At 61.1% G+C, this 24,609-nt stretch carries 21 protein-coding genes; 11 read left to right on the forward strand and 10 right to left on the reverse strand.

All coding sequences use genetic code 11. The features are described 5' to 3' along the window. Positions 1-34: 34 nt before the first annotated feature. The 10 genes from IH404_RS16525 to IH404_RS16570 all read left to right on the forward strand — a co-directional run bounded on the left by IH404_RS16525 (position 35) and on the right by IH404_RS16570 (position 14,449). A complete protein-coding gene (locus tag IH404_RS16525) occupies positions 35-1,894 on the forward strand; it encodes an extracellular solute-binding protein (RefSeq protein WP_194438464.1) in 1,860 nt (619 codons plus the stop codon). After that, the gene (yejB, locus tag IH404_RS16530) at positions 1,894-2,952 is read left to right on the forward strand and encodes a microcin C ABC transporter permease YejB (RefSeq protein WP_005788805.1); all 1,059 of its coding nucleotides are present in this window, start codon (positions 1,894-1,896) and stop codon (positions 2,950-2,952) included. The genes IH404_RS16525 and yejB overlap by 1 nt, the downstream gene beginning before the upstream one ends. Next, a complete protein-coding gene (locus IH404_RS16535; RefSeq protein ID WP_005788807.1) occupies positions 2,952-3,974 on the forward strand; it encodes an ABC transporter permease in 1,023 nt (340 codons plus the stop codon). The genes yejB and IH404_RS16535 overlap by 1 nt, the downstream gene beginning before the upstream one ends. Before the next feature lie 10 nt (positions 3,975-3,984). After that, complete coding sequence (locus tag IH404_RS16540; RefSeq protein ID WP_194438465.1) at positions 3,985-5,556, forward strand: ABC transporter ATP-binding protein; 1,572 nt, start codon at positions 3,985-3,987, stop codon at positions 5,554-5,556. Between the two features lie 22 nt (positions 5,557-5,578). Further along, the gene (locus IH404_RS16545; protein ID WP_194438467.1) at positions 5,579-6,970 is read left to right on the forward strand and encodes a sigma 54-interacting transcriptional regulator; all 1,392 of its coding nucleotides are present in this window, start codon (positions 5,579-5,581) and stop codon (positions 6,968-6,970) included. A gap of 292 nt (positions 6,971-7,262) precedes the next feature. Then, the gene (locus IH404_RS16550) at positions 7,263-8,654 is read left to right on the forward strand and encodes a GntP family permease (RefSeq protein WP_005788811.1); all 1,392 of its coding nucleotides are present in this window, start codon (positions 7,263-7,265) and stop codon (positions 8,652-8,654) included. 7 nt (positions 8,655-8,661) lie between these two features. After that, positions 8,662-9,435: a 3-hydroxybutyrate dehydrogenase gene (locus IH404_RS16555; RefSeq protein ID WP_032876062.1), complete on the forward strand. Its 774-nt coding sequence runs from the start codon at positions 8,662-8,664 to the stop codon at positions 9,433-9,435. A 60-nt stretch (positions 9,436-9,495) separates the two neighbouring features. Beyond that, entirely contained in the window at positions 9,496-11,451 is a 1,956-nt protein-coding gene (locus IH404_RS16560; RefSeq protein ID WP_194438470.1) for an acetoacetate--CoA ligase, read from the forward strand. Between the two features lie 141 nt (positions 11,452-11,592). Next, positions 11,593-14,130: a PAS domain-containing protein gene (locus tag IH404_RS16565; protein WP_005788817.1), complete on the forward strand. Its 2,538-nt coding sequence runs from the start codon at positions 11,593-11,595 to the stop codon at positions 14,128-14,130. A gap of 43 nt (positions 14,131-14,173) precedes the next feature. Further along, positions 14,174-14,449 carry a peptidylprolyl isomerase gene (locus tag IH404_RS16570; protein WP_003174397.1) on the forward strand — a complete coding sequence of 92 codons (276 nt, stop codon included), beginning with the start codon at positions 14,174-14,176 and terminating at the stop codon, positions 14,447-14,449. 110 nt (positions 14,450-14,559) lie between these two features. On the opposite strand, the gene IH404_RS16575 is transcribed toward IH404_RS16570, so the two are convergent. The 8 genes from IH404_RS16575 to IH404_RS16610 form a co-directional block, all read right to left on the reverse strand. After that, complete coding sequence (locus tag IH404_RS16575) at positions 14,560-15,465, reverse strand: sugar kinase (protein ID WP_005788821.1); 906 nt, start codon at positions 15,463-15,465, stop codon at positions 14,560-14,562. Between the two features lie 109 nt (positions 15,466-15,574). Beyond that, positions 15,575-16,783 (reverse strand): amino acid deaminase, encoded by a 1,209-nt coding sequence (locus IH404_RS16580; RefSeq protein WP_005788824.1) that lies wholly within the window; start codon positions 16,781-16,783, stop codon positions 15,575-15,577. 9 nt (positions 16,784-16,792) lie between these two features. Further along, a complete protein-coding gene (locus IH404_RS16585; RefSeq protein ID WP_194438471.1) occupies positions 16,793-17,557 on the reverse strand; it encodes an IclR family transcriptional regulator in 765 nt (254 codons plus the stop codon). Positions 17,558-17,663: 106 nt separating this feature from the next. Then, on the reverse strand, positions 17,664-18,053 hold the full coding sequence (locus tag IH404_RS16590; protein WP_005788829.1) for a RidA family protein: 390 nt from the start codon (positions 18,051-18,053) through the stop codon (positions 17,664-17,666). A 15-nt stretch (positions 18,054-18,068) separates the two neighbouring features. Then, positions 18,069-18,851, reverse strand: a complete 783-nt coding sequence (locus IH404_RS16595; protein WP_005788831.1) for an amino acid ABC transporter ATP-binding protein — start codon at positions 18,849-18,851, stop codon at positions 18,069-18,071. Next, on the reverse strand, positions 18,848-19,510 hold the full coding sequence (locus IH404_RS16600; protein ID WP_005788834.1) for an amino acid ABC transporter permease: 663 nt from the start codon (positions 19,508-19,510) through the stop codon (positions 18,848-18,850). The genes IH404_RS16595 and IH404_RS16600 overlap by 4 nt, the downstream gene beginning before the upstream one ends. Before the next feature lie 12 nt (positions 19,511-19,522). Next, positions 19,523-20,185: an amino acid ABC transporter permease gene (locus IH404_RS16605; protein ID WP_005788836.1), complete on the reverse strand. Its 663-nt coding sequence runs from the start codon at positions 20,183-20,185 to the stop codon at positions 19,523-19,525. 52 nt (positions 20,186-20,237) lie between these two features. Then, positions 20,238-21,086: a transporter substrate-binding domain-containing protein gene (locus IH404_RS16610; RefSeq protein WP_005788838.1), complete on the reverse strand. Its 849-nt coding sequence runs from the start codon at positions 21,084-21,086 to the stop codon at positions 20,238-20,240. 337 nt (positions 21,087-21,423) lie between these two features. Between IH404_RS16610 and IH404_RS16615 the strand changes: the two genes are divergently transcribed. Then, positions 21,424-21,759 carry a protein disulfide isomerase family protein gene (locus tag IH404_RS16615; protein ID WP_194438473.1) on the forward strand — a complete coding sequence of 112 codons (336 nt, stop codon included), beginning with the start codon at positions 21,424-21,426 and terminating at the stop codon, positions 21,757-21,759. On the opposite strand, the gene IH404_RS16620 is transcribed toward IH404_RS16615, so the two are convergent. Together IH404_RS16620 and IH404_RS16625 are read right to left on the reverse strand one after the other, a co-directional pair. Beyond that, positions 21,746-23,308 (reverse strand): TerC family protein, encoded by a 1,563-nt coding sequence (locus IH404_RS16620; protein WP_005788842.1) that lies wholly within the window; start codon positions 23,306-23,308, stop codon positions 21,746-21,748. The genes IH404_RS16615 and IH404_RS16620 overlap by 14 nt on opposite strands. A 314-nt stretch (positions 23,309-23,622) precedes the next feature. Beyond that, positions 23,623-24,603: a sugar-binding transcriptional regulator gene (locus IH404_RS16625; RefSeq protein ID WP_005788844.1), complete on the reverse strand. Its 981-nt coding sequence runs from the start codon at positions 24,601-24,603 to the stop codon at positions 23,623-23,625. Between the last annotated feature and the right edge of the window lie 6 nt (positions 24,604-24,609).

A 24,609-nucleotide genomic window follows, 5' to 3' on the forward strand; every position in this document is an offset into this window, starting at 1 on the left:
CCTATTCTTCTTAACCCGGCGTTCAAGGCTGATAATGCAATTGGCTTTTTCATCTCTGCTCTGCTCCACCTTGGCCCTGCTGATGGCCAGCACTGCGGCGATCGCAGCCCCGCAAACCTACCTGACGGTTTACGGCGAGCCCGCCAAGTACCCCGCCGGCTTCAGCCACTTCGACTATGCCAACCCCAACGCGCCCAAGGGCGGCAGCCTGCGGCGCTCGGCGCTGGAGGTCGGGCGGTTTGATCATGTGCTGCCGTATATCGACAAAGGTATTGGCGTGTCTCAGGTCGACGGCTGGGTGTATGCGCCCCTGGCGCTGCGCTCGCTGGATGAGCCCTACACCGTTTATGGCCTGGTGGCAGAAAAAATGGAGCGCGCCGACGACGGCCTGTCGCTACGTTTCTACCTCAATCCCAAGGCGCGTTTCGCCGACGGTACCCCGATTACAGCCGAAGACGTGCGCTACAGCTTCGATCTGCTGATGACCCAAGGCAGCCTGCGCTTTCGCACGTTGTTTGCCGACGTCAAGCACGTCGAAGTCGAAGGCGAGCGTCAGGTGCGCTTCGACTTCTCCAGCAACGAAAACCGCACCCTGCCCCTGGATATCGCCACCTTGCCGGTGTTCCCGGAACATTGGTGGAAGACCCGTGACTTTGCCAATGGCGGCGGCTACGAAGCCCCGCTGGGCAGCGGCCCGTACAAGGTCAGCAAGATCGACGCCGGCAGCACCATCACCTTTACCCGCGATCCGGATTGGTGGGGCAGGGATTTGCCGGTCAGCCGTGGCCTGTACAACTTTGATCACCTGAGCCTGGAATACTTCGGCGACACCGAAGTGGCGCGCCAGGTGCTGCGCGGCGGCGCCTACGACTTCAACCGTGAATTCTCCGCCACCGGCTATTCCATCGGCTACAACGGCCCGGCGCTGGACGATGGTCGCCTGCAGCGCGCGCACCTGGCCAAAGAGATGCCGCAACCGGCCCAAGGCTATGTGTTCAACGTGCAGAAGCCGATTTTCAAAGATCGCCGCGTGCGCCAGGCCCTGGCGATGCTGTGGGATTTCGAATGGGCCAACCGGCAAATGATGCGCAACCTGTACATCCGCCAGCAAAGCTACTTTTCCAACAGCCCGCTGGCGGCCAGCCAATTGCCGACCCAGGAAGAACTGGCGATCCTGGAACCGTTGCGCGGGCAAATCCCGGATGAAGTGTTTACCCAGGTATTCAAGGCCCCGGTCACCGACGGCAGCGGCATGATCCGCGATAAACAACTGCAAGCCCTGGCACTGCTTGAGGACGCGGGCTGGAAACCGGTGGGTGACAAACTCGTCAACGCCCAGGGCGAGCCGTTGGAGTTCACCTTCCTCAACGTCCAGAACGGGCTTGAGCGCCTGTTGCTGCCCTACAAGCGCAACCTGGCGCAGATCGGCATCACCCTCAATATCCGCCGCATCGACTCTTCGCAGTACGTGAACCGCCTGATGGCCCGCGACTACGACATGATCGTCACCGGTTTCCCGGTCACCACCTCGCCCGGCATGGAGCTGTACAACTACTTCGGCTCCGCCGCTGCGTTCGATCCGGGCGCCAACAACTACATCGCACTCAAGGATCCGGCCGTCGATACGCTGATCAACGGTTTGGTGAAGGCCGACACCCAGGCACAGATGCTGACCTACGCCCACGCCCTGGACCGTGTGCTGCAATGGAATTACCTGTGGATCCCCAACTATTACCCCCCGGGCACCTCCGCCGCGTGGTGGAACCGTTTCGGCCGCCCGGCGATCGAGGCGAAGAATGACGAAGCCCTGGAAACCTGGTGGGAAGTCAGCCCCACGCCACTGACTAACGAGCAAATGCAGGCCGAGCTGAAAAAACGCGGAGGAGCCCGTTGATGTTTGCCTATATCGTACGGCGCCTGCTGCTGATCATCCCGACGCTGGTGATCATCCTGCTGGTGAACTTCGTGATCGTGCAAGCCGCGCCCGGCGGGCCGGTGGAACAGGCCATTGCCCATCTGCAAGGCATTGGCGGCGGCGGTGTAGCGGGCGCATCCGGCGAAGGCATCAGCGGCTCGCGGGCCAGTCGTGGCCTGGACCCGAAGCTGATCAAGGACATCGAAAAACAATACGGCTTCGATAAGTCCGCACCGGAACGCCTATGGTTGATGCTCAAGAACTACGCCCAGTTGGACTTCGGCAACAGTTTCTTTCGCGGCGCGACGGTGACCGACCTGATCCTGGAAAAGATGCCAGTTACCATTTCCCTTGGCCTGTGGGCGACGCTGATCACCTACCTGGTGTCGATACCCTTGGGGATACGCAAGGCCGTGCGCCATGGCAGCAGCTTTGATATGTGGAGCAGCACGGCCATCGTGATCGGTTACGCGATGCCGGCGTTCCTGTTTGCGATGTTTCTGATTGTGGTATTCGCCGGCGGTACGTCGCTGAACTGGTTCCCGGTGCGCGGGCTGGTGTCGGAAAACTTTGCCGAACTGAGCACCGTGGGCAAGATTGCCGACTATTTCTGGCACCTGGTTTTGCCGGTGACGGCGCTGGTGATCGGCGGGTTTGCCACCTTGACCATCCTCACCAAGAACTCGTTCCTCAATGAGATTACCCGCCAGTACGTGGTGACCGCCCGTGCCAAGGGCCTGAGCGAACGCCGGGTGCTGTACGGCCATGTGTTTCGCAATGCCATGCTGCTGGTGATCTCGGGGATTCCCCAAGCGTTTATCAGCGTATTTTTTGCCGGCTCACTGCTGATCGAAGTGATCTTCTCCCTCGATGGCCTGGGCCGCATGAGCTACGAGGCGGCAGTGTCCCGTGACTACCCGGTGGTATTCGGCTCGCTGTTTATCTTCACCCTGTTCGGCCTTTTGATAAAACTCATCGGTGACCTCTGCTACACCCTGGTGGACCCGCGTATCGACTTTGCTGCGAGGAACGCCTGATGCTTGACCTGTCTCCCGTTGCGCGTCGGCGTTTCGAACGCTTCAAGAAAAACCGGCGTGGCTGGTGGTCGCTGTGGTTGTTTATCGGCCTGTTTATCCTGACTCTGGGCGGCGAGTTGATCGCCAATGACAAACCCTTGGTGCTCAGCTTCAAGAACGAGCTGTATTTCCCGGTGTTCAAGCGCTACACCGAACAGCAGTTCGGCGGCCAGCTGCCGTTCCAGGCGGACTACCGCAGTGACTACGTGCAAAAGCTGATCAAGCAGGACGGCGGCTGGATGCTGTTCCCGCCGATTCCCTTCAGCGACGACACCCCCAATTATGAGCTGACCCGCCCTGCCCCGAGCCCACCGTCGGCGGTGAACTGGCTGGGCACCGATGACCAGTCCCGCGATGTGCTGGCGCGGGTGATCTTCGGCGCAAGAGTGTCGATCCTGTTTGCCCTGGCCTTGACCGCCATCAGCGCCGCCATCGGCATTGCCGCCGGGGCGTTGCAGGGTTACTACGGCGGCTGGGTGGATTTGCTCGGGCAGCGCATTCTGGAGGTGTGGTCCGGCCTGCCGGTGCTGTACCTGCTGATTATCCTGTCGGGGTTCGTCGAGCCGAATTTCTGGTGGTTGCTGGGGATCATGGCGCTGTTTTCCTGGCTGGCGCTGGTGGATGTGGTGCGCGCCGAGTTCCTGCGCGGGCGCAACCTGGAGTACGTCAAGGCCGCGCGCGCCCTGGGCCTGGGTGACGCCAAGATCATTCGCCGGCATATCCTGCCCAATGCCATGACCGCGACGCTCAGCTATCTGCCGTTTATCTTGACCGGGGCGATATCGACCTTGAGCGCCCTGGATTTCCTCGGCTTCGGTATGCCGGCTGGCAGCGCGTCCCTGGGTGAGCTGATTGCCCAGGGCAAACAGAACCTGCAAGCCCCCTGGCTGGGCCTGACCGCGTTTTTCACCTTGGCGCTGATCCTGTCGTTGCTGGTGTTTATCGGCGAGGCGTTGCGTGACGCCTTCGACCCTCGCTCATGAGTAATTGCCTATGAACCTGATCGAAATCCGCGACCTGTGCGTCGCGTTCAGCGGCCAGACCGTGGTACGCAATCTGAGCCTGGATGTGCGCCCCGGCGAGTGCCTGGCGCTGGTGGGTGAGTCGGGCTCGGGCAAGTCAGTGACCGCCCATTCAATCCTGCAACTGCTGCCGCAAGTCGGTACCGAAACCACGGGCTCGATCAAGTATCGTGGCCAGGAGTTGATCGGTGCAGCGCCGTCTACCCTGCAAAAACTGCGCGGTAACCGAATTGCGATGATCTTCCAGGAGCCGATGACGTCCCTGAATCCATTGCACAGCATCGAAAAGCAGATCGGCGAAACCCTGCTGCTGCACAAGGGCCTGGGCGGTAAGCAGGCGCAGGCGCGGATTCTCGAACTGCTGGAGCTGGTGGGTATCCAGAAACCCCAGGAACGGCTCAAGGCCTACCCGCACCAGCTGTCCGGCGGCCAGCGCCAGCGGGTGATGATCGCCATGGCCCTGGCCTGCGAGCCGGAGTTGCTGATTGCCGACGAGCCCACCACCGCGCTGGACGTGACCGTGCAGCGCAAGATCCTGCTGCTGCTCAAGTCTTTGCAGCAACGCCTGGGCATGTCGCTGCTGCTGATCAGCCATGACCTTAACCTGGTGCGCAGTATCGCCCAGCGGGTCTGCGTGATGCGCGCCGGGGAAATTGTCGAGCAGGCTGATTGCCAGACCTTGTTCACGGCCCCACAGCACCCTTACAGCCGCCTGCTGCTGGACGCCGAGCCCACGGGCGATGCGCTGTGCGGTGATGAGCGCGAGACGGTGTTGCAGGTGGATGACCTCAGTGTGAAATTCCCCCTCAGCGGCGGGTTGTTCCGGCGCAAGACCTACCTGCGTGCGGTCGACGGCATCAGCCTCAGCGTGCAGCGCGGCAAGACCCTGGGGATTGTCGGTGAGTCCGGCTCGGGCAAATCGACGTTGGGCCAGGCGATCCTGCGTTTGCTTGACTCCACCGGCAGCATCCGCTTCCAGGGTGAGGCCCTCGACCCGCTCAATCATCAGCAGATGCGCCCGTGGCGCAAGCAGATGCAGGTGGTGTTCCAAGACCCCTATGGCAGCCTCAGCCCGCGCATGTCGGTCGAGCAGATCATCAGCGAAGGCCTGGAAGTGCATGCACCATGCAGCCTGGCCGAGCGCGATGCCCAGGTGATCCAGGTGCTCAAGGACGTGGGCCTCGACCCCGCCAGCCGACATCGCTACCCCCATGAGTTTTCCGGTGGCCAGCGCCAACGCATCGCCATCGCCCGCGCCCTGGTGCTCAAACCGGCGCTGATGCTGCTCGACGAACCCACTTCGGCCCTGGACCGTACGGTGCAGAAACAAGTGGTGGCGTTGCTGCGTGAACTGCAGGACAAATATGGCCTGACTTACCTGTTTATCAGCCATGACCTGGCCGTGGTGCGCGCCATGGCCCATGACATGATCGTGGTCAAGGATGGCAAGGTAGTGGAGCGCGGTGCCAGTCATGATGTGTTTGATTCGCCCCAGCACCCCTATACCAAAGAACTGCTGGCTGCAGCGCACATCCCTTTGTGATGATCAACAGGATTCTGCCTCCATGAGTACCAGCCTCAAGGATTATCAACACGTTCGCGGCCTGGCCATTCAGTCGTTGTTCGAGATCATCGAGCAATCCAGCGAAGGCACGGTCATTGTCGATCGCGACGCGAACATCGTGTGGATGAACGAGCGCTACGCTAGGCGTTTCGGCCTGCACAGCGCCGATGAGGCCATCGGCCAACCCTGTGAGCAGGTGATTTCCAATAGCCTGTTGCGCCAGGTGGTGCGCGATGACCGGCCGATACTGCTGGATATCCAGGACACCCCCAAGGGCCCGCTGGTGGTGATGCGCCTGCCAATCCACGATGATGCCGGAGCGGTGATCGGCGCGATTGGCTTTGCGCTGTTCGACGAGTTGCGCAACCTGTCGCCGCTGATCGAGCGCTACCTGAGCATGCAACAAGAGCTGGCCTCGACGCGCTCGCTGCTGCGCTCGCGGCAAAGCAAATACAACTTCGCGCATTTTATCGGCACCAGCGCCGCCAGCCTGGAGGTCAAGCGCCGGGCGCGGCGCAGTGCGAGCGCCGAGTCGCCGGTGTTGCTGCTCGGCGAAACCGGCACCGGCAAGGAACTGCTCGCCCAGGCCATCCACGGCGCGTCACCGCGGGCGCACAAAGCCTTCGTAAGCATCAACAGCGCGGCCATTCCCCATGACCTGCTCGAAGCCGAGTTCTTTGGCACCGCACCCGGCGCGTTTACCGGCGCCGACCGCAAGGGCCGCCCTGGCAAGTTTCAGATCGCCCAGGGCGGCACGCTATTTCTCGATGAAATCGGCGACATGCCGCTGCCGCTGCAAAGCAAACTGCTGCGGGTGTTGCAGGAAAAAGAATTCGAACCAGTGGGTTCCAACGAGATGCTGCACAGCGATGTGCGGGTGATTGCAGCCACCTCCATGGACCTGGAAGCGGCGATCAAGCGCGGCGAGTTTCGTGCGGATTTGTATTACCGGCTGAATGTGCTGCCGATCCAGGTGCCGCCGTTGCGTGAACGCTTGGAGGACATCCCGGCGTTGAGCGAGGCGATCCTCGAGGAACTGCGCAGCCAGCACGAACTGGAGCATGGGGCGCTGGCGTTGCTCGCACAACATGCATGGCCGGGCAATATCCGTGAACTGCGCAATGTGCTGGAGCGGGCGGCGCTGTTGAGTGATGACCTGGTGTTGAATGCCGTGCAGGTTCGTGCAGCGATTGGTACGTTCAGTCCAGTAGTCCGTGGCCCGGTGGACGCGATCGAGGGTGAAACCTTTGCGGCGGCGCGGGAGCGGTTTGATCGGCAGGTGATTGCGGGGGCGCTCAAAGCCAGTGACGGAAATGTTGTAGAAGCGGCCAAGCGGTTGGGGCTTGGGCGGTCGACGTTGTATAAAAAAATGTTGGCGCTGGGACTAACCTAGTCTCAAAAAAGAGACGACATTCCCAATATCAAGACATTCTTATGTGGGAGCTGGCTTGCCTGCGATAGCGGTCTAACAGTGCCCTACAAGCCAGCTGAACCACCGCTATCGCAGGCAAGCCAGCTCCCACAAGGATCTCCACTCGTCTCAAGATTGAGACTGCCGTCTCGAAAATCACTCTCAATCCACAATAAATCCATACATATCAACAAGTTATAAATCTGGCACACATCTAGCTATAGCCCTCCCACCGCTTCACCCCACAACAATAACAATCCGATGGAGACACACCATGAGTGTGATCATTGCCCTGGCTGCGCTCGCGCTGCTGATGCTGGCTGCGTACCGTGGCTATAGCGTTATCCTGTTCGCCCCCATCGCCGCCCTCGGCGCGGTGCTGCTCACCGACCCATCAGCCGTCGCCCCCGCCTTTACCGGGGTGTTCATGGAAAAGATGGTCGGTTTTATCAAACTGTATTTCCCGGTGTTCCTGCTCGGTGCGGTGTTCGGCAAGCTGATCGAGTTGTCGGGTTTCTCGCGCTCGATCGTGGCGGCTGCGATCCGCTTGCTCGGCACGCGCCAGGCAATGCTGGTGATCGTGCTGGTCTGCGCCCTGCTCACTTACGGCGGCGTATCGCTGTTCGTGGTGGTGTTTGCCGTGTACCCGTTCGCGGCAGAGATGTTTCGCCAGAGCAATATCCCCAAGCGCCTGATCCCGGCGACCATCGCCCTCGGCGCGTTCTCGTTCACCATGGACGCCCTGCCCGGCACGCCGCAGATCCAGAACATCATCCCCAGTACCTTCTTCAACACCACTGCCTGGGCGGCGCCGTGGCTGGGGCTGATCGGCACGATCTTCGTGTTTTGCACCGGTATGCTCTACCTGGCCCGCCAGCGCAACAAGGCCCAGCGGGCCGGGGAAGGTTATGGCACCGAGTTGCGTAACGAGCCGGAAACCGCCGAGAACCTCAGCCTGCCCAATCCCTGGATCGCGCTGTCGCCGTTGATTCTGGTAGGGGTAATGAACCTGCTGTTTACCCACTGGATCCCGCAGTGGTACGGCAAGACCCACAGCCTCAGCCTGCCGGGCATGAGCGCGCCGGTGACCACCGAAATCGCCAAGCTCACCGCGATCTGGGCGGTGCAGGCGGCGTTGCTGGTAGGGATTATCGTGGTACTGGTGTTCGGCTTCTCCGCGATCAAAAGCAAGCTGGCCGAAGGCAGTAAAAGTGCGGTCAGCGGCGCGCTGCTGGCGGCAATGAACACCGCCTCGGAATACGGCTTTGGCGCAGTAATCGCCTCGCTGCCGGGCTTTCTGGTGCTGGCGGACTGGCTCAAGGGCATCCCCAACCCGCTGGTCAACGAAGCAATTACCGTGACCCTGCTGGCGGGCATCACCGGCTCGGCTTCCGGCGGCATGAGCATTGCCCTGGCGGCGATGTCCGAGAGCTTTATTTCCGCCGCTCATGCGGCCAATATCCCCCTTGAAGTGCTGCACCGGGTCGCGGCCATGGCCAGCGGCGGCATGGACACCCTGCCCCACAACGGCGCGGTGATCACGCTGCTGGCGGTCACCGGCTTGACCCACCGCGAAGCCTACAAGGACATTTTCGGCATCACGATTATCAAGACCCTCGCGGTGTTCGTGGTGATCGGTACTTTCTATGCCACCGGCATTGTGTGAGGTTTTCATGACGACTTTGAATGGCAAGACCGCCTTGGTTACCGGCTCCACCAGCGGCATCGGCTTAGGGATAGCACTGAGCCTGGCCAAGGCCGGCGCCAACCTGATTCTCAACGGCTTTGGCGACGCCAGCGCGGTGATCGCCCAGGTGCAGGCGTTTGGCGGCAAGGTCGGGCATCACCCGGCGGATGTCAGCGACCCGGCGCAGATCGCCGACATGCTCGCCTACGCCGAGCGCGAGTTCGGTGGCGTGGATATTCTGGTCAACAATGCCGGCATCCAGCATGTGGCGGCGGTGGAAGACTTCCCGGTGGAGCGCTGGGATTCGATTATCGCGATCAATCTGTCCTCGGTGTTCCACAGTACACGTTTGAGCCTGCCGGGCATGAAGGCCAAGGGCTGGGGGCGTATCGTCAATATCGCCTCGGTGCACGGCCAGGTCGGCTCAGTGGGCAAGGCTGCCTACGTGGCGGCCAAGCATGGCGTGATCGGCCTGACCAAGGTGGTAGGCCTGGAAACCGCCACCAGCAATGTGACCTGCAATGCGATCTGCCCGGGCTGGGTGCTGACGCCGCTGGTGCAGAAGCAGATTGATGATCGCGTGGCCAGTGGGATCGACCCGCAACAGGCGCAGCAGGATTTGCTGGCTGAAAAACAGCCGTCCCTGGAGTTCGTCACGCCTTCGCAACTGGGCGAGCTGGTGCTGTTTTTGTGCAGCGAGGCCGGCGCCCAGGTGCGCGGTGCGGCGTGGAATATCGACGGTGGCTGGCTGGCCCAATAACCCCAGACACATTGGAACTTCACTGTTTGGAAGACCGATACTAGAACAAGAGATTTCGCTATGTCCGACATCCTCTGGCAACCCTCGCCCGAACGCATCGCCAACACACGGATGGACCAGTTCCGCCGCTTCATCAACCAACGCCACGACCTGCACCTCCACGACTACCCCGCCCTGCACCAATGGAGCATCGACCAGCGCCCGGACTTCTGGCGGGCGATTGTCGCGTTCTTCGACGTGCAGTTTCGCAGCCCGCCCAGCGTCACGCTGATCGAAGACATCGAGATGCCCAGCGCCCAATGGTTTCCCGGCGCCACCCTGAACTTTGCCGAGCACCTGTTGCGCCGCCGCGACAATCATCCTGCGGTGGTGGCTGTCAGCGAAGACGGCCAACGTGAACAATTGAGCTATGCGCAACTGGCGGAACACGTTGCCGGCCTGCAAAAAAGCTTGCGGGCGGCCGGGGTTGGCATGGGTGACCGGGTGGCCGCGTGCATGCCTAACACCTGGCAAACCCTGGTGGGTATGCTTGCCACTACCAGCCTCGGCGCGATCTGGTCATGCTCCTCGCCGGATTTCGGCACCCAGGGCGTCATCGATCGATTCGGCCAGATCGAACCCAAGGTGCTGATTACCTGCGCCGGCTACCGCTATGCCGGCAAAAACATCGACCAGAGCGCCAAGCTCAATGAAATCCTCGCGCGCCTGCCCTCCCTGCAACAGCTGATCATCGTGCCCTACGCCCGGCCTCAGGCACAGGTCGACGATTACCTGAGCCAAGCCCGGGTCACGCTGTGGGACGACTTCTATCAGGCCGGCGGCGTGCCCGATTTTGTCGCAGTGCCGTTCGATCATCCGCTGTATATCCTCTATTCCAGCGGCACCACCGGCATCCCCAAATGCATCATCCATGGCACCGGCGGCGTGCTGCTCACGCACCTCAAGGAACACGGCCTGCACGCCGACCTGAGCCGCGAGGACTGCCTGTTCTACTACACCACATGCGGCTGGATGATGTGGAACTGGCTGGTGTCGGTGCTGGCGATTGGCGCCACGGCGGTGCTGTATGACGGCTCACCGTTCCACCCCGGCCCCGAGCGTTTGATCGACTTGATCGATGCGGAAAAAATCAGTGTATTCGGCACCAGCCCGAAATTCCTCGCTACCCTGGAGAAAGCCGGGTTGCAGCCACGCCTGAGCCACGACCTGAGCAGCCTCAGGGGCCTGATTTCCACCGGCTCGCCACTGTCACCCCAGAGCTACGACTATGTGTACCGCGAGATCAAGAACGAGCTGTGCCTGTCGTCGATGTCCGGTGGCACCGATATCGTCTCCTGCTTCGTGATCGGCAACCCGGTGCTGCCGGTGCGGCGTGGCGAGATGCAGTGCAAGAGCCTGGCCATGGCCATCGAGGTGTGGGACGACCAGGGCCGGCCGCTGATCGGGGAAAAAGGTGAACTGGTCTGCACCCGGCACTTTCCGGCCATGCCCATTGGGCTGTGGAACGACCCGCACCAGCACAAGCTGCGCGCCTCCTATTTCAGCCAGTTCCCCGGCGTATGGGCCCAGGGTGACTATGCCGAGCAGCGGGCCAATGGCAGCCTGCTGATTCATGGGCGCTCAGACGCGGTGCTCAACCCTGGCGGCGTACGCATCGGCACCGCCGAGATATACCGCCAAGTGGAAAAAGTCCCACAGGTACTGGAAAGCCTCGCCATCGGCCAACGCTGGCAGGACGATGTGCGTGTGGTGCTGTTTGTGCGCCTCGATGACGGTGTCGAGCTGGATGAGGCGCTGCAACAGCAGATCCGCCAGGTAATCCGTGCCAACACTACGCCGCGCCACGTACCGGCCAAGATCCTCGCTGTCACGGACATCCCGCGCACCATCAGCGGCAAGATCGTGGAGTTGGCGGTGCGCAACGTGGTACATGGGGAGCCGGTAAAGAACACCGATGCCCTCGCCAATCCCGAAGCACTGGAGCAGTTTCGCCGACGCCCTGAACTGGGTTTTTAGATGAAAGGTTTCAGCGCTGAACCGCTGTTTTGAAGAAAAGCCGTCAATGCGTGCTATTTTTCCGGGGTAGTCATCCATTGATGATCCTTGGGACAATGGATGTGGTCATTTTTCAAAGCGTCGTGTTCAGGGCTTTTTTTCATGAATGGAACATCCACCGGTAGCGAAGCCGCTGCATTGATCAAGCGGCTGGACTGGGCGCAAAGCCCCCTCGGTGAGGCCAGCGAGTGGCCGCAGAGCCTGCGTACCGCCGTCGATATCGTCGTGCATTCGCCGATGCCGATGGTGCTGCTGTGGGGCCCGCAACTCATACAACTGTATAACGATGGTTTTGCCCAACTGGTGGGCAACAAGCACCCCGGCGCCCTGGGCCAGCCTGCGCATCAGACCTGGCCGGAGCTGCAAAGCTTCGCTGCGCCGGTGTACGACGCGGTGCTCGGTGGCCAGGTGCGCACCTTCAGCGAGCAGCGTTTTGTCTTGCAACGCGAATGTCGCGACACCGAAATCTGGCTCGACCTGACCTACAGCCCGGTGCGCGACGAAAGCGGCCAGGTGGCAGGCATCCTGGTCACCGCCATCGAAACCAATGAACGGCGCAGCAAAACCCTGGAACTGCAGCAGCGCTCCGAAGCGAGCCTCAAGGCCCAGCACAACACCGAGCAGCGCCTGCAACTGGCACTGGCAGCGACCGATGCCGTGGGCACCTGGGACTGGGACATCGGTGAAGACCACTTTATCGCCGATGCACATTTCGCCTACCTGCACGGTGTCGACCCGAGTGACGCCGGCCTGCTGCCCATCAGCGCCTATCTGCTCGGCGTGCATCCCGAAGACCGTGGCATGGTCACGCGCAGCATCAAGCATTGCATCACGTTCGGCACTGAATACGCCGAGGAGTACCGCCTGCTGCAAGCCGACGGTCAGGTGCGCTGGGTGTTTGCCCGTGGCCGCTGCTACAAGGACCAACAAGGCCGACCCGCACGCTTCCTCGGTGCCGCGCTGGACCTTACCGAGCGCAAGCACACCGAACAGGCGCTGCGCCAGAGCCAGACCGAGCTGCAACTGATCATCAACGCCATGCCGGTGCTGATCGGCTACGTGGACCATGAACAGCGCTTTCGCCTGAACAACAGCGCCTACCTCGACTGGTACGGCAAGACGCCCCAGGAACTGTACGGCAAGACCATCCGCGAAGTGCTCGGTGATGAGGTGTATGCCGGGCGAATCGACAAGATCGAAGCGGCCCTGAACGGCAAGGCGTGCAGCTTCATGACCCTCACGCCCCATCGCGACGGCCGCCCGCGCCACGCGTTGATGAAATACCTGCCGCGCTTCAGCAATGACGGTTCGGTGAATGGCTTCTACATTTTTGTGATCGACGAGACCGAACGCAAACTCACCGAAGAAGCCCTGCGCCATCTCAACGAGAACCTCGAAGAGCGCGTGGCCCAGCGTACCCAGGCGCTGGCCGAGGCCAACCAGCGCCTGCAAAACGAGATGTTCGAGCGTGAACGGGCCGAAGACGCCCTGCGCCATGCGCAGAAGATGGAAGCGGTGGGCCAGCTCACCGGCGGTATCGCCCATGACTTCAACAATATGCTCACCGGCATCATCGGCAGCCTGGACCTGATGCAGCGCTATATTGCCGCCGGGCGCAGCGAGGAGATTGGCCGCTTTGCCGATGCCGCCGTATCCTCGGCCCATCGCGCCGCCGCCCTCACCCACCGCCTGCTGGCGTTTTCGCGGCGCCAGTCGCTGGACCGCCGCCCCACCGACCCCAACCAGCTGGTGGCATCCCTGGAAGATCTGTTCCAGCGCACCAAGGGCGCGCATATCGCGCTCAAGGTGCAACTGGGCAAAGACATCTGGCCGGTAAATACCGATGCCAGCCAACTGGAAAACGCCCTGCTCAACCTGGTGATCAACGCCCGCGACGCCATGCCCGACGGCGGCGAGTTGCTGATCGAAACCGCCAACAGCTACCTGGACGGCACCGACATCACCACCCTGGAGCCGGTCAAGGCCGGCGACTACGTGATGCTCGGCGTGAGCGACAACGGCAGCGGCATGGCGCCGAAAATCCTCGCCAAGGCATTCGACCCGTTCTTCACCACCAAGCCTATCGGCCAAGGCACCGGCCTTGGGCTGTCGATGATTTACGGCTTTGCCCAGCAGTCCGGTGGCCATGTAACGATCCAGAGCGAACCGGGCCAGGGCACCTGCGTGCGCCTGTACCTGCCGCGCCTGTACGGCACCGCACTGGAAAGCGACCTGCCCGTCAGCCTCACCGAAGCCCCGGTGGCCCTGGCCGGTGAAGCCGTGGTGGTGGTCGAGGACGACCCCGCAGTGCGCATGTTGGTGGTCAACGTCCTCGACGAACTGGGCTATACCGCGCACCAGGCGGCCGACGCCCGTGCCGCGCTGCCGCTGCTGGAGTCGGATTTGCGCGTGGATTTGCTGGTGACCGACGTTGGCCTGCCGGGCATGAACGGCCGGCAACTGGCGGAAATCGCGCGCCAGCATCGCCCCGGCCTGCGGGTGTTGTTCATGACCGGCTATGCCGAGAAAGCCGCTGAGCGCCAGGGCTTTTTGGAAGACGGCATGGACATGGTCGCCAAGCCCTTTTCGATCGACCTGCTGGCCACCAAAATCCGCAGCATGATCGGCGTCGAGGCCTGAGTTCAGGCATAATCGCGCGCCGTCGCACACCTGGTAGAAATCAATGAAAGCCCAAGCCCGTCATATCCTGGTGAAAACCAGCGAAGAAGCCGAACAACTCAAGCAGCGCATTGCCAAGGGCGAAGCCTTTGACGTGCTGGCCAAGAAGTACTCCACCTGCCCGTCGGGCAAGCGTGGCGGCGATCTGGGCGAAGTGCGGCCCGGGCAGATGGTAGGCGCGATTGATGCGGTGATCTTCAAGAAGCCGGTGAAGGTGGTGCACGGGCCGATCAAGAGCAAGTTTGGCTATCACCTGGTGCAGGTGTTTTACCGGGATTGAGCACTTGGCTCCAGACCGCTATCGCAGGCAAGCCAGCTCCCACATTTAGCGGTGTACACCCGGTAAAATGTGGGAGCCGGGCTTGCCCGCGATCCGCCGCAAGCGGCCATTCACCTCGGTATCAGCGCCCCCGGCAGCTGAATCACCCGGCTCGCCAATCGATGCCCCGCCAATGCAGCCTCTTGCGGCGAGCCACCTTTGAGCCGCCCGGCCAGATACGCCGCACTGAACGAATCTCCCGCCGCCGTAGTGTCCACCACCTTTTCCACCTTCAACGCCGGCACCGCAAAACGCTCTCCCGCACAGCGAATCAAACACGCATCCGCGCCACGCTTGAGCACCACTTCTGCAATCGATGGATAGGCCGCAAACACCTGCTCGCTGTCCTCATAGCCAAACAGCGCGTGCTCGTCATCCTCGGTCAACAAGGCAATATCCACTTCAGCCAAGACCTTGCGATAAGCCGCACGGGCCGCTTGCACATCGGCCCATAGCCGTGGCCGGTAATTGTTATCGAACACCACCTTGCCACCTCGGCGGCGGGTTTCGACCAGGGTGTCCAGCAAGCGCTCGCGCCCGACCTCGCCCAGCACCGCCAGGGTAATGCCGCTGAAATACACCACGTCATAGTCCGGCAACGCTGCCAGGATCGGCTCGGCCGCAGGCGTGGTGAAGCAGTCACGCACGGCCGCTTCGTTGCGCCAGTAGAGAAACTTGCGCTCGCCATTGGCGTCGGTCTGGATGCAATACAAGCCCGGCAGACGCCCGGGCAGGCGCTGGACCATACCCAGGCCAAGGCCCTCGGTTTGCCACTGCTGGCACATGGCGTCGCTGAAACTGTCATCGCCCAAGGCGGTGACGTAGTCGACACTGGCGCACTCGCCCAGCTCACGGCGCAGGTACACCGCCGTGTTCAGGGTGTCGCCGCCGAAGCTCTGGTGCAGGCTGCCGTCGGCGCGGTGTTGCAGTTCGATCATGCATTCGCCGATAAGGGCGATGCGGGGTTGGGTGGTCATGGCTGCTGTCTCGGTGGGGCTGATGGCCTCATCGGGGGCAAGCCCCCTCCCACAGGGGAATGCATTCCAAATGTGGGAGGGGGCTTGCCCCCGATAGGTGCGGCTCGGTCTAGAAACAGGTACGCAGCGACTCGACCACCTGCAACTGCTCATCCACCAGGCAACCCACCTGCCATTTGTCGAAAGTCAGGCAGGGATGGGACGTGCCAAACGAAATAATGTCGCCAATGCGCAACTCAACCCCCGGCGCTACGGTCATGAACGCATGTTGGTCCATCACCGCCGTGACCTTGCACGCGCTCACATCATCACCGTGCGCCGGGACGATCCCGGCCTTGTAGCGCTTGAGCGGCACCGGCAAGCCGGCGTCATAGGCCACGTCGCGCTTACCCAGGGCAACCACCGCAAACCCCGGCTCCGGCAGCGACTGCACGTGCGCCCAGACCTCCATCGCCGGGCGCAGGCCCTCGTTGAGGTCGCTGCGTCGGTCGAGCACGCAGCATTGCGCGTCTTTGTAGATGCCATGGTCGTGGGCCACGTAGCTGCCTGGGCGCAACACACTGAGGAAACGACCGGCAGCGTTCTGCGCCTCGAACGACTCGGCGATCAGGTCGTACCAGGCCGAGCCCGACGCCGTGATGATCGGTTTGGGCAGGTCGAACAGGCCGCTGTCTTGCAGGTCCACCGCCAGGCGCACCAGGCTGGCAGCGAAGTCACGGATGCCGCTGATGGCGTGCTCACCGTGGATCACCCCTTCGTAGCCTTCGATGCCGGTCAACGCCAATGCCGGTTGGGCCTTGATCGCCCGGGCCAGTTCACGCACTTCTTGTTCGCTGCGACAGCCACACCGGCCGCCGACCACGCCGTACTCGATCATCACGTTCAGACGCAGGCCGCGCGCGGCGAAGAACAGGCCCAGGTCCGCGACGTTGTCCGGGTGATCGACCATGCAATGGAAGTCGAAATCCTGATCGGCCAACAGGTCGGCGATCAGCGCCATGTTCGGCGCCCCCACCAATTGGTTGGCCATCAGCACACGACGCACGCCACCGGCGTAGGCGGCGCGGGTTTGTACGGCGTTGGCCAGGGTGATCCCCCAGGCACCGGCGGTGATCTGGCGCTCGAACAGCGCAGGCATCATGCTGGTCTTGCCGTGGGGCGCCAGCTCGGCGCCGCTGTGGCTGACAAAGTCCTGCATCCAGCGAATATTGTGCTCCAGGGCGTCACGGTGCAGCACCAGCGCCGGCAGGCTGACATCGCGGACCAAATGGGCACCGACGGCGGCGGCACCTTTTTCAACGGCATTGAGGGCAGACATGGAAAACTCCTATTCGTTGATGCGCCGGGCCAGGCTGTTGGCGCTGTCGATCAGCACCCGGCGATAGTCGTGGTAGTGCTTGCTGGCATCGGCTCGCGGGGCAACGATGCACAGGGTCGCAATGCTGATGCCCTGGGCGTCCCGCACCGGGGCGGCGAAGCAATGGGTGAAGGTGTCGGCCACACTGTCGAAGGAAAAGAACCCATCGACGGTGGCCTGGCGGATCTGCGCCAGGAAGGTATCGAGCGGCAGGCGCAGGCCGTCCGGCAGGATGAAATCGTCGGGGTCGATCAGCTCGATGATCTGCTGGTCGCTCAAATGCCCCAGCAACAAACGCCCGGAAGCGGTCCACGGGATCGGCGCGTTTTCACCGATATCCGAAGAAATACGAAAATGCCGCTGGCCTTCGCGCATCAGCGCCACCGTGTACTTGCGCCCGTTGAGCAGGCACATCTGCGCGGTTTCGTGGGTCTGGCTGACGATTTCCTGCAGGGCGTGATCGGCCTCGCGGGTCAGGTCGAAGTGCCGCAGGTGCGCCTGGCCGAGGAAATACAACTGGCGCCCCAGATACACGTGACCGTCCTTGCCCACGGTTTCCAGAATGCGCCGCTCCAGCAGCGACGCGACCAATTCGTAGACCGTGGACTTGGGGCTGCCGATGCCGCTGGCAATGTCATTCGGGCGCAGGGGTTGGCCGACTTCCTTGAGAAAATCGAGGATATCGAACGCACGGTCCAGGCCTTTGGCGCGGCGTTTGATGGTGTCTTCGGTCATGGCAGTGATGGGTCCGGTCAAAGTTCCAGGGTTTGGCAGAGATTCCCTGTGGGAGGGGGCTTGCTCCCTCCCACAGTTGATTTTCTGTGGGCTTTAGAATGTGGATTCAGCCCTTTTTCTTGTAGGCCACGCAGTCGATCTCAACCTTGCAATCAACCATCATATTGGCCTGCACACAAGCCCGCGCCGGGGCGTGCTCGGGGGTGAAGTATTCGCCGAAGACCTTGTTGAAACTCCAGAAGTCCCGTGGATCTTCCAGCCACACGCCCACGCGTACAACATCCTTGAGTTCATAGCCGGCTTCTTCGAGGATCGCCACCACGTTGCGCATGGTCTGCCGGGTTTGCTCGACGATGCCGCCACTGATGATTTCGCCATCCACCGCCGGCACCTGGCCCGACACATACAGCCAGCCATCGGCCTCCACCGCGCGTGCGAACGGGCGTGGCTGGCCGCCACCTGCGGTGCTGCCGGTACCGTAACGAGTAATGCTCATAAAAGTTGCTCCTTGTTAAAAACGAATGTTCTTTAAAAATTCCGCCAGCCGCGGCGACTGCGGCCGCTCGAAGATGTCCTTCGCAGTGCCCTGCTCTTCAATGCAGCCCTGGTTCATGAAGACGATCTGGTCGGAGACTTCATAGGCAAAGCGCATTTCGTGGGTGACCAGCAACATGGTCATGCCCTCCTCCGCCAGCCCCTTGATCACGCTGAGCACTTCGCCTACCAGCTCCGGATCGAGGGCCGATGTGACCTCGTCGAACAGCATCAGACTGGGGTTCATGGCAATGGCGCGGGCAATCGCCACGCGCTGTTGCTGACCACCAGACAATTGGCCGGGAAAGTGGTTGCGCCGCTCCAGCAGGCCGACGCGGTCCAGCCACTTTTCGGCCAGGGCCACGGCTTCATCCTTGCCCATCTTCTTGACCTTGAGCAAGCCAAGGGTGACGTTTTGCAGCGCGGTCAGATGCGGGAACAGATTGAATTGCTGGAACGCCATGCCGGTCATGGCGCGGTGCTGGGCAATCACCCGCTCCGGGTGCCGTACGCGCTTGCCGCTGACCTCGCTGTAGCCAATGGACTCGCCGTCCAGGGTGATCTGCCCGCCCTGGAACTCCTCAAGCAAGTTCACGCAACGCAGCAAGGTGGTCTTGCCCGAGCCGCTGGAGCCGATCAACGTCACCACATTGCCGCGCTGCATCGACAGATCGACACCCTTGAGCACTTCCACCTGGCCGTACTGTTTACGCAGGCCACGAATGTCCAGCAGCGCTGGTTTGGTTTGAGCTTGGTTCATGGCAAGGCCACCCGCTTTTCAATGTAGCGCCCGAATAATTCGATGGCGTAGTTGATGACAAAGAACATGAAACCGGCGAACAGGTAGAACTCCAGGGTCATGAAGGTGCGGGCGATCACCTGCTGGGTGCTGAGCAGCAATTCGGCCACGCCGATCACCGACAGCAAGGTGGAGGCCTTGACGATTTCGGTAGAGGAATTGACCCAGGTCGGCAAAATCTGTCGCAACGCCTGGGGCAACAACACATAGCCCAACGACTGGTAAAACGTCAGGCCAATGGCCTTGCCCGCTTCCAGTTGCCCACGGGGAATGGCTTGCAGTGCACCGCGCACGATTTCCGACACGTGGGAGCCACAGAACAGGGTCAACCCGACCGCACCGGCCTGGAATGCACTGATCTGCCAGCCCAGGGCCGGGAGCATGTAGAAACACGCCAACACCAGCACGAACACCGGGGTGCCTCGAATCAGATCGACGTACAGACGAAACGGCGCGCGCATCCAGAACTTGCCGTAGGTCAGGATCAACCCGGCGACGATACCGATCAGGGTGCCGAAGATAATCGCCAGTGCCGAGACCGACACACTGGCCTGGAAGCCGACCCACAGGGTCTCGCGGGCGATCCACAATTCATGCAGCCAACTGGGGGATTCGTACATGCAAACCCTTCCTTAACGACGGATCGCCAGACGCTGCTCCAGGTAACGGAGCAGCATGGCAATCAGGTAACAGGCAGCCACATAGAGCGCGGTCGTCACCAGCCAGGTTTCAATCACCCGGTAGCTTTCAACGTTGATCTTGCGGGCGTAATAGGTCAGCTCCGGCACCGCGATCGCGGCGGCCAGGGATGTGTCCTTGAACAGCGAGATAAAGTTGTTCGACAGTGCCGGCAACACGTTGCGCAGCATCACCGGCACGGTGATATAGGCACGAATCCGCCATTCGCCAAGGCCGATCGCCAACCCCGCTTCGCGCAAGCCCTTGGGAATATTCAACAACCCGGCGCGGAATACTTCGGTCAGGTAGGCACCGGCGTACAGCGACAAGGTGACGATGAACGAAGGGATTTTGTCCAGGCGAATCCCCAGGGACGGCAAGGCGAAATAGATCAACAAGATCAACACCAGGATCGGCGTATTGCGCACCACCGTCACGTACACCGAGGCCAGGATGCGCAACGCGCGGTGCCGGGACAGCATGGCAAACGCCATCAGCAGGCCGATCACGCAGCCGATGGCAATCGACAGCAAGGCCAACTGCAGGCCCAGGCCGAGCCCCGCCAGCAAGGTGTCGAAGTCACGCCAGACGGCGGCAAAATTCAACTGATAGTTCATGGTCGGCAATACCTGAGTGAGGCGTGCTCAAGCACGCCCCGGCTGTTCCGGATCATTTGAATTCCACGGGAAAACCGATGGCCGGTTCTGGCAGGTCAACGCCGAACCACTGCTTGAAAGAAGCCTTGTAGGTGGGAAACTCCACACCGGTCATGGCTTCATGCAGCGCGGTGTTGACGAAATTCAGCCAATCCTGGTCGCCACGCTTGACCGCACACGCGTAGGTTTGCGGGCTCCAGGCGTAAGTGGGGCTGCGGTAGCGACCGGGGTTCTGCACCATCAGGTATTTGACCGAGGACTGATCGGTGGCAGCCGCATCGGCGCGGCCGGAGTTCACGGCCTGGTACATCAGGTCGACACTGTCGTACTGGTCGACCTTGGCTTTGGGCAGTGCCTGGTGCACCAGTTCTTCGGCGTACACGTTTTGCAGCACGGCCACGGTCACGTCATCGCCTGCGGCTTGAAGGTCTTCGATTTCCTTGTACTTGCTGTTGTTGGGCAACAGCAGGCCGACGCCTTCGCGGTAGTACGGCAAAGTAAAAGCCACCTGCTGCGCACGGCTGGCGGTGACGGTGATGAACTGGCAGCTCATGTCGACCTTGTCCGTCAGCAGGTTGGGAATGCGCGCATCGGATGACTGCACCACAAACTCGACCTTGCTCGGGTCATTGAACAAACCCTTGGCCACCATGCGGCCGATGTCGATATCAAACCCCTGCAATTTGCCATCCGCTCCCTGGAAGTGCCACGGCGCATTGGTACTGCCTGTACCCACGATCAGATGCCCGCGCTTGAGCACATCATCCAGCTTGCTGTCTGCCGCCTGCACCATGCTTGTGAAGGAAGCCGATGCGGCAACAAGAAAAACACACGCTTTGAATACGGATGGTCGGTGATGCATGACAAGCACTCCAGGGATTGTGTATTCCGCTATACCGGAACTTGGTATGTAACAACGGAATAGACAGCAGAAAGTGTGCCACAGACGCCAGAGGAAACCTATGGCGGCAAGAAATGCTTTATGGATCAGCGTGATAGTGATTGAAGCGGCATACAGCATTGCGCCGTCACCGTATGGCTGTGCTACGCAACGCCCCACGACGGTGTTACTGCGCACCGATCTGAACACTTGAATCAAGCAGGTACCAAGCGCGCGAAGAGGGACCTGTGAAGGTTGACAGTAGACCGGAACGATTTTCCAACTTAGCTTAGGCCAAGGAGTGACAAGGAGACGCCCGATGAGCTACGTCAATGCAGTGATCGCAAATAAGGCGGAATTTGACCGCGAACTCAATACGAGGCAACCCGTATTCGTTGTATTCATCTCCCATGATTGCGCGGCATGCACTGACGCAATGCCACGCTTCATGCGGATAAGCCAGCGGTACAAGCACCAGATCAAGATCATGATCCTCGATTGCACCGAAACACCAAGCCATCCAAGCGTGGACCGAATTCCAATGCTGCTGATCTACCAGGACCAACAGCTTCAGGAAACCGTTCCCGGACTCGGCGAGCAAGCGCTTGAACACGCGTTCAAGCGATTCGCTCGCCTCCAGATCAAGGAGCCGTAAGCGGCGACAAACAAACCTGCGTCACCCTCCGCTCTTCCACCGCGGCCACAGTCAGGCGCCACCCCTCGTATTCAAGACTATCGCCCACAACCGGCAAGCGATCCAACAGACTCATCACCAGACCGGCCAGGGTCTGGTAATCCTCCGTCGCCACGGCCTTGAAGCCGGTGCGTCGGCTCACCTGATTAAGATTCAAGGCACCATTGGCACGAAAGCCCGCGCCCTCCTCGACAATGTCCGGGCCTTCGATTTCACTGGCATCGGGCAATTCACCGGCGATGGATTCCAGAATATCGGTCATGCTCAACACGCCCATGAAGTCCCCGAATTCGTTGATCACAAAGGCGATGTGGGTGGACTCCTGGCGCATCTGCTCCAGGGCATTGAGGATCGAAAAGCTCTCCAGCAGGTTGATCGCCCGGCGCGCCAGGTGCTCCAGGTTCGGCTCGTTACCGGCCAGGTACTCCTTGAGCAGTTCCTTCTTGTGCACAAAGCCCAAGGGTTCATCCACCGCACCGTTGCGGATCAGCGGCAAACGCGAGTAGGACGAATGCATCAGCTTCAGGCGGATCGTGTCGGGATCGTCCGCCAGGTCGATGCAGTCAACCTTGGCCCGTGGTGTCATCAGGGTACGAATCGGCCGTTCGGCCAGTTGCAGCACCCCGCTGATCATCACCCGCTCACGTCGATCAAACAGCGGGCCCTGCGCAGTATCCGGCTCGCCCAGCAAGTCAGCGACCTCTTCACCCACCTCTTCCACCGCCAGGCTACGACCACCCAGCAGACGCATCACCGCATGGGCGGTACGCTCACGCACCGGCAGCACACCTTGTGCTGATTTCTTGCGACGCGAGCGGGCAATCTGGTTGAACACCTCGATCAGAATCGAGAAACCAATGGCCGCGTACAGGTAGCCCTTGGGAATATGGAAGCCCAAGCCTTCGGCGGTCAGGGCGAAACCGATCATCATCAAGAAGCCCAGGCACAGCATGATGACCGTAGGGTGGGCGTTGACGAAACGGGTCAGCGGCTTGCTCGCCACGATCATCAAACCGATGGACACGATCACCGCGATCATCATCACCGCCAGCTCATCGACCATGCCCACTGCGGTAATCACCGCGTCGAGGGAGAACACTGCGTCGAGCACCACGATCTGCGCCACGATCGGCCAGAACATCGCATAAGCCACATTGCCCTTGTGCTGGGCCACGTGGCCTTCCAGGCGTTCGTGCAGCTCCATGGTGGCCTTGAACAACAGGAACACACCACCGAACAGCATGATCAGGTCACGGCCGGAAAAGCTCTTGTCGAACACCTCGAACAACGGCTGGGTGAGGGTCACCAACCAGGAAATACTCGCCAACAGGCCCAGACGCATCAGCAACGCCAGGGACAAACCGATCAAGCGTGCACGGTCGCGCTGCTCCGGCGGCAACTTGTCTGCCAGGATCGCGATAAACACCAGGTTGTCGATACCCAGCACCAGTTCCAGCACAATCAAGGTCGCCAGGCCCAGCCAGGCCGTTGGATCCGCTAACCATTCCATTTATAGAGTCTCTGTATTCAAAGTTTTCAGAATGCCGGACACGGCAATGCGCGGTCAGTGGACCGGGACAAGGTTAGCAGTCGGAATACGGGGTGCTTCAGGGGGAACAGCGACAGTAAGTGTCTTGGAGAAAGACGACTGGGAGGCTCCGAGAGGGTGTTCATGCAAGTCCTGAAATAACAAAAGGACTTGAATCCTACAGCCCAAACACACAACTCCCACAGAGCAAAACTATTACAAAACCTGTCTTCCAGCCGATGCAAAACCAATGTGGGAGGGGACTTGCTCCATCCCACACTTGGATCTCCAATAAATCAAGACTTTCGGGTGGCATCATCCAGCGCCAGAATGGTGTGGGCATTGGTGACGGTCGTCGCCAGCGTATTGATCACCCCCGACCGCAACGCCCCCAGCGTCGCCGCGGCTTTGGTGTTTTCACTGGCAATCGCCACCACATCCGGGATGCGGAACAGCTCCTGCACCGTCAACCCGATCACTCGGCCTTGAATGGCGTTGACCGCCGGCTGGCCGTGAATATCGATAAAGTCATAGCCCATCATGTCGCCCACCGTGCCGGACAACCGCGCCTGGGCGATTTCCTGGGGCGAGAACCAGCCCATGCGCACCATGTTGCTGTTTTCGCTCATATCACCAATGCCGATCAGGGCAATGTCGGCACGCCGGGCGCGGTCGAGGGTGGAGCGTACCGTGTCGTTATTGATCAACACACCACGCAGTTCCGGGTTGGCCACCAGGGCCGGGGCGTACAGGCTTTCGCTCTCGCCGCCAAAGCGCAGGGCCAGGCGCCGGCAGATATGGTCGGGGTTCATGTACTCGCCGGCCTTGAGCGAACCACCGATAGCACATACGAACGTGCAGTTGCGCGTCACCGGCAGGAACACGTTATCGGCCACCGCGCCGACGTTACGGCCCATGCCCACGGCGACGATCATGCCATCGCCCAAGGTTTTGTTCAGGTAGTTGGCGACCAGGCTGGCGACTGCCGAGCGCTGGGTGTCGGGGTCGCTGTGGTCAACGGCGATCAAGGCGCGGTCGAGCTTGAAGCGCTCCACCAACGCGCGCTCCAGTTCGTTGTTCATCGCCGGGTGCTGCAACACGCGCACCTCGACAATGCCTTCATCTCGCGCACGCTTGAGCAGGCGGCTGACTTTGGCCCGCGACAGGTCAAAGCGCTTGGCAATGGCTTCCTGAGTGACGTTCTCAAGGTAATAGAGCATCGCCACTTCGGTCATTTGATCGATATCGCTGGCCATGCGCTGGGTACTGTCACTCATGGGGAC

Source organism: Pseudomonas sp. OST1909 (genome assembly GCF_015277575.1).
Lineage (GTDB): Bacteria > Pseudomonadota > Gammaproteobacteria > Pseudomonadales > Pseudomonadaceae > Aquipseudomonas > Aquipseudomonas synxantha_A.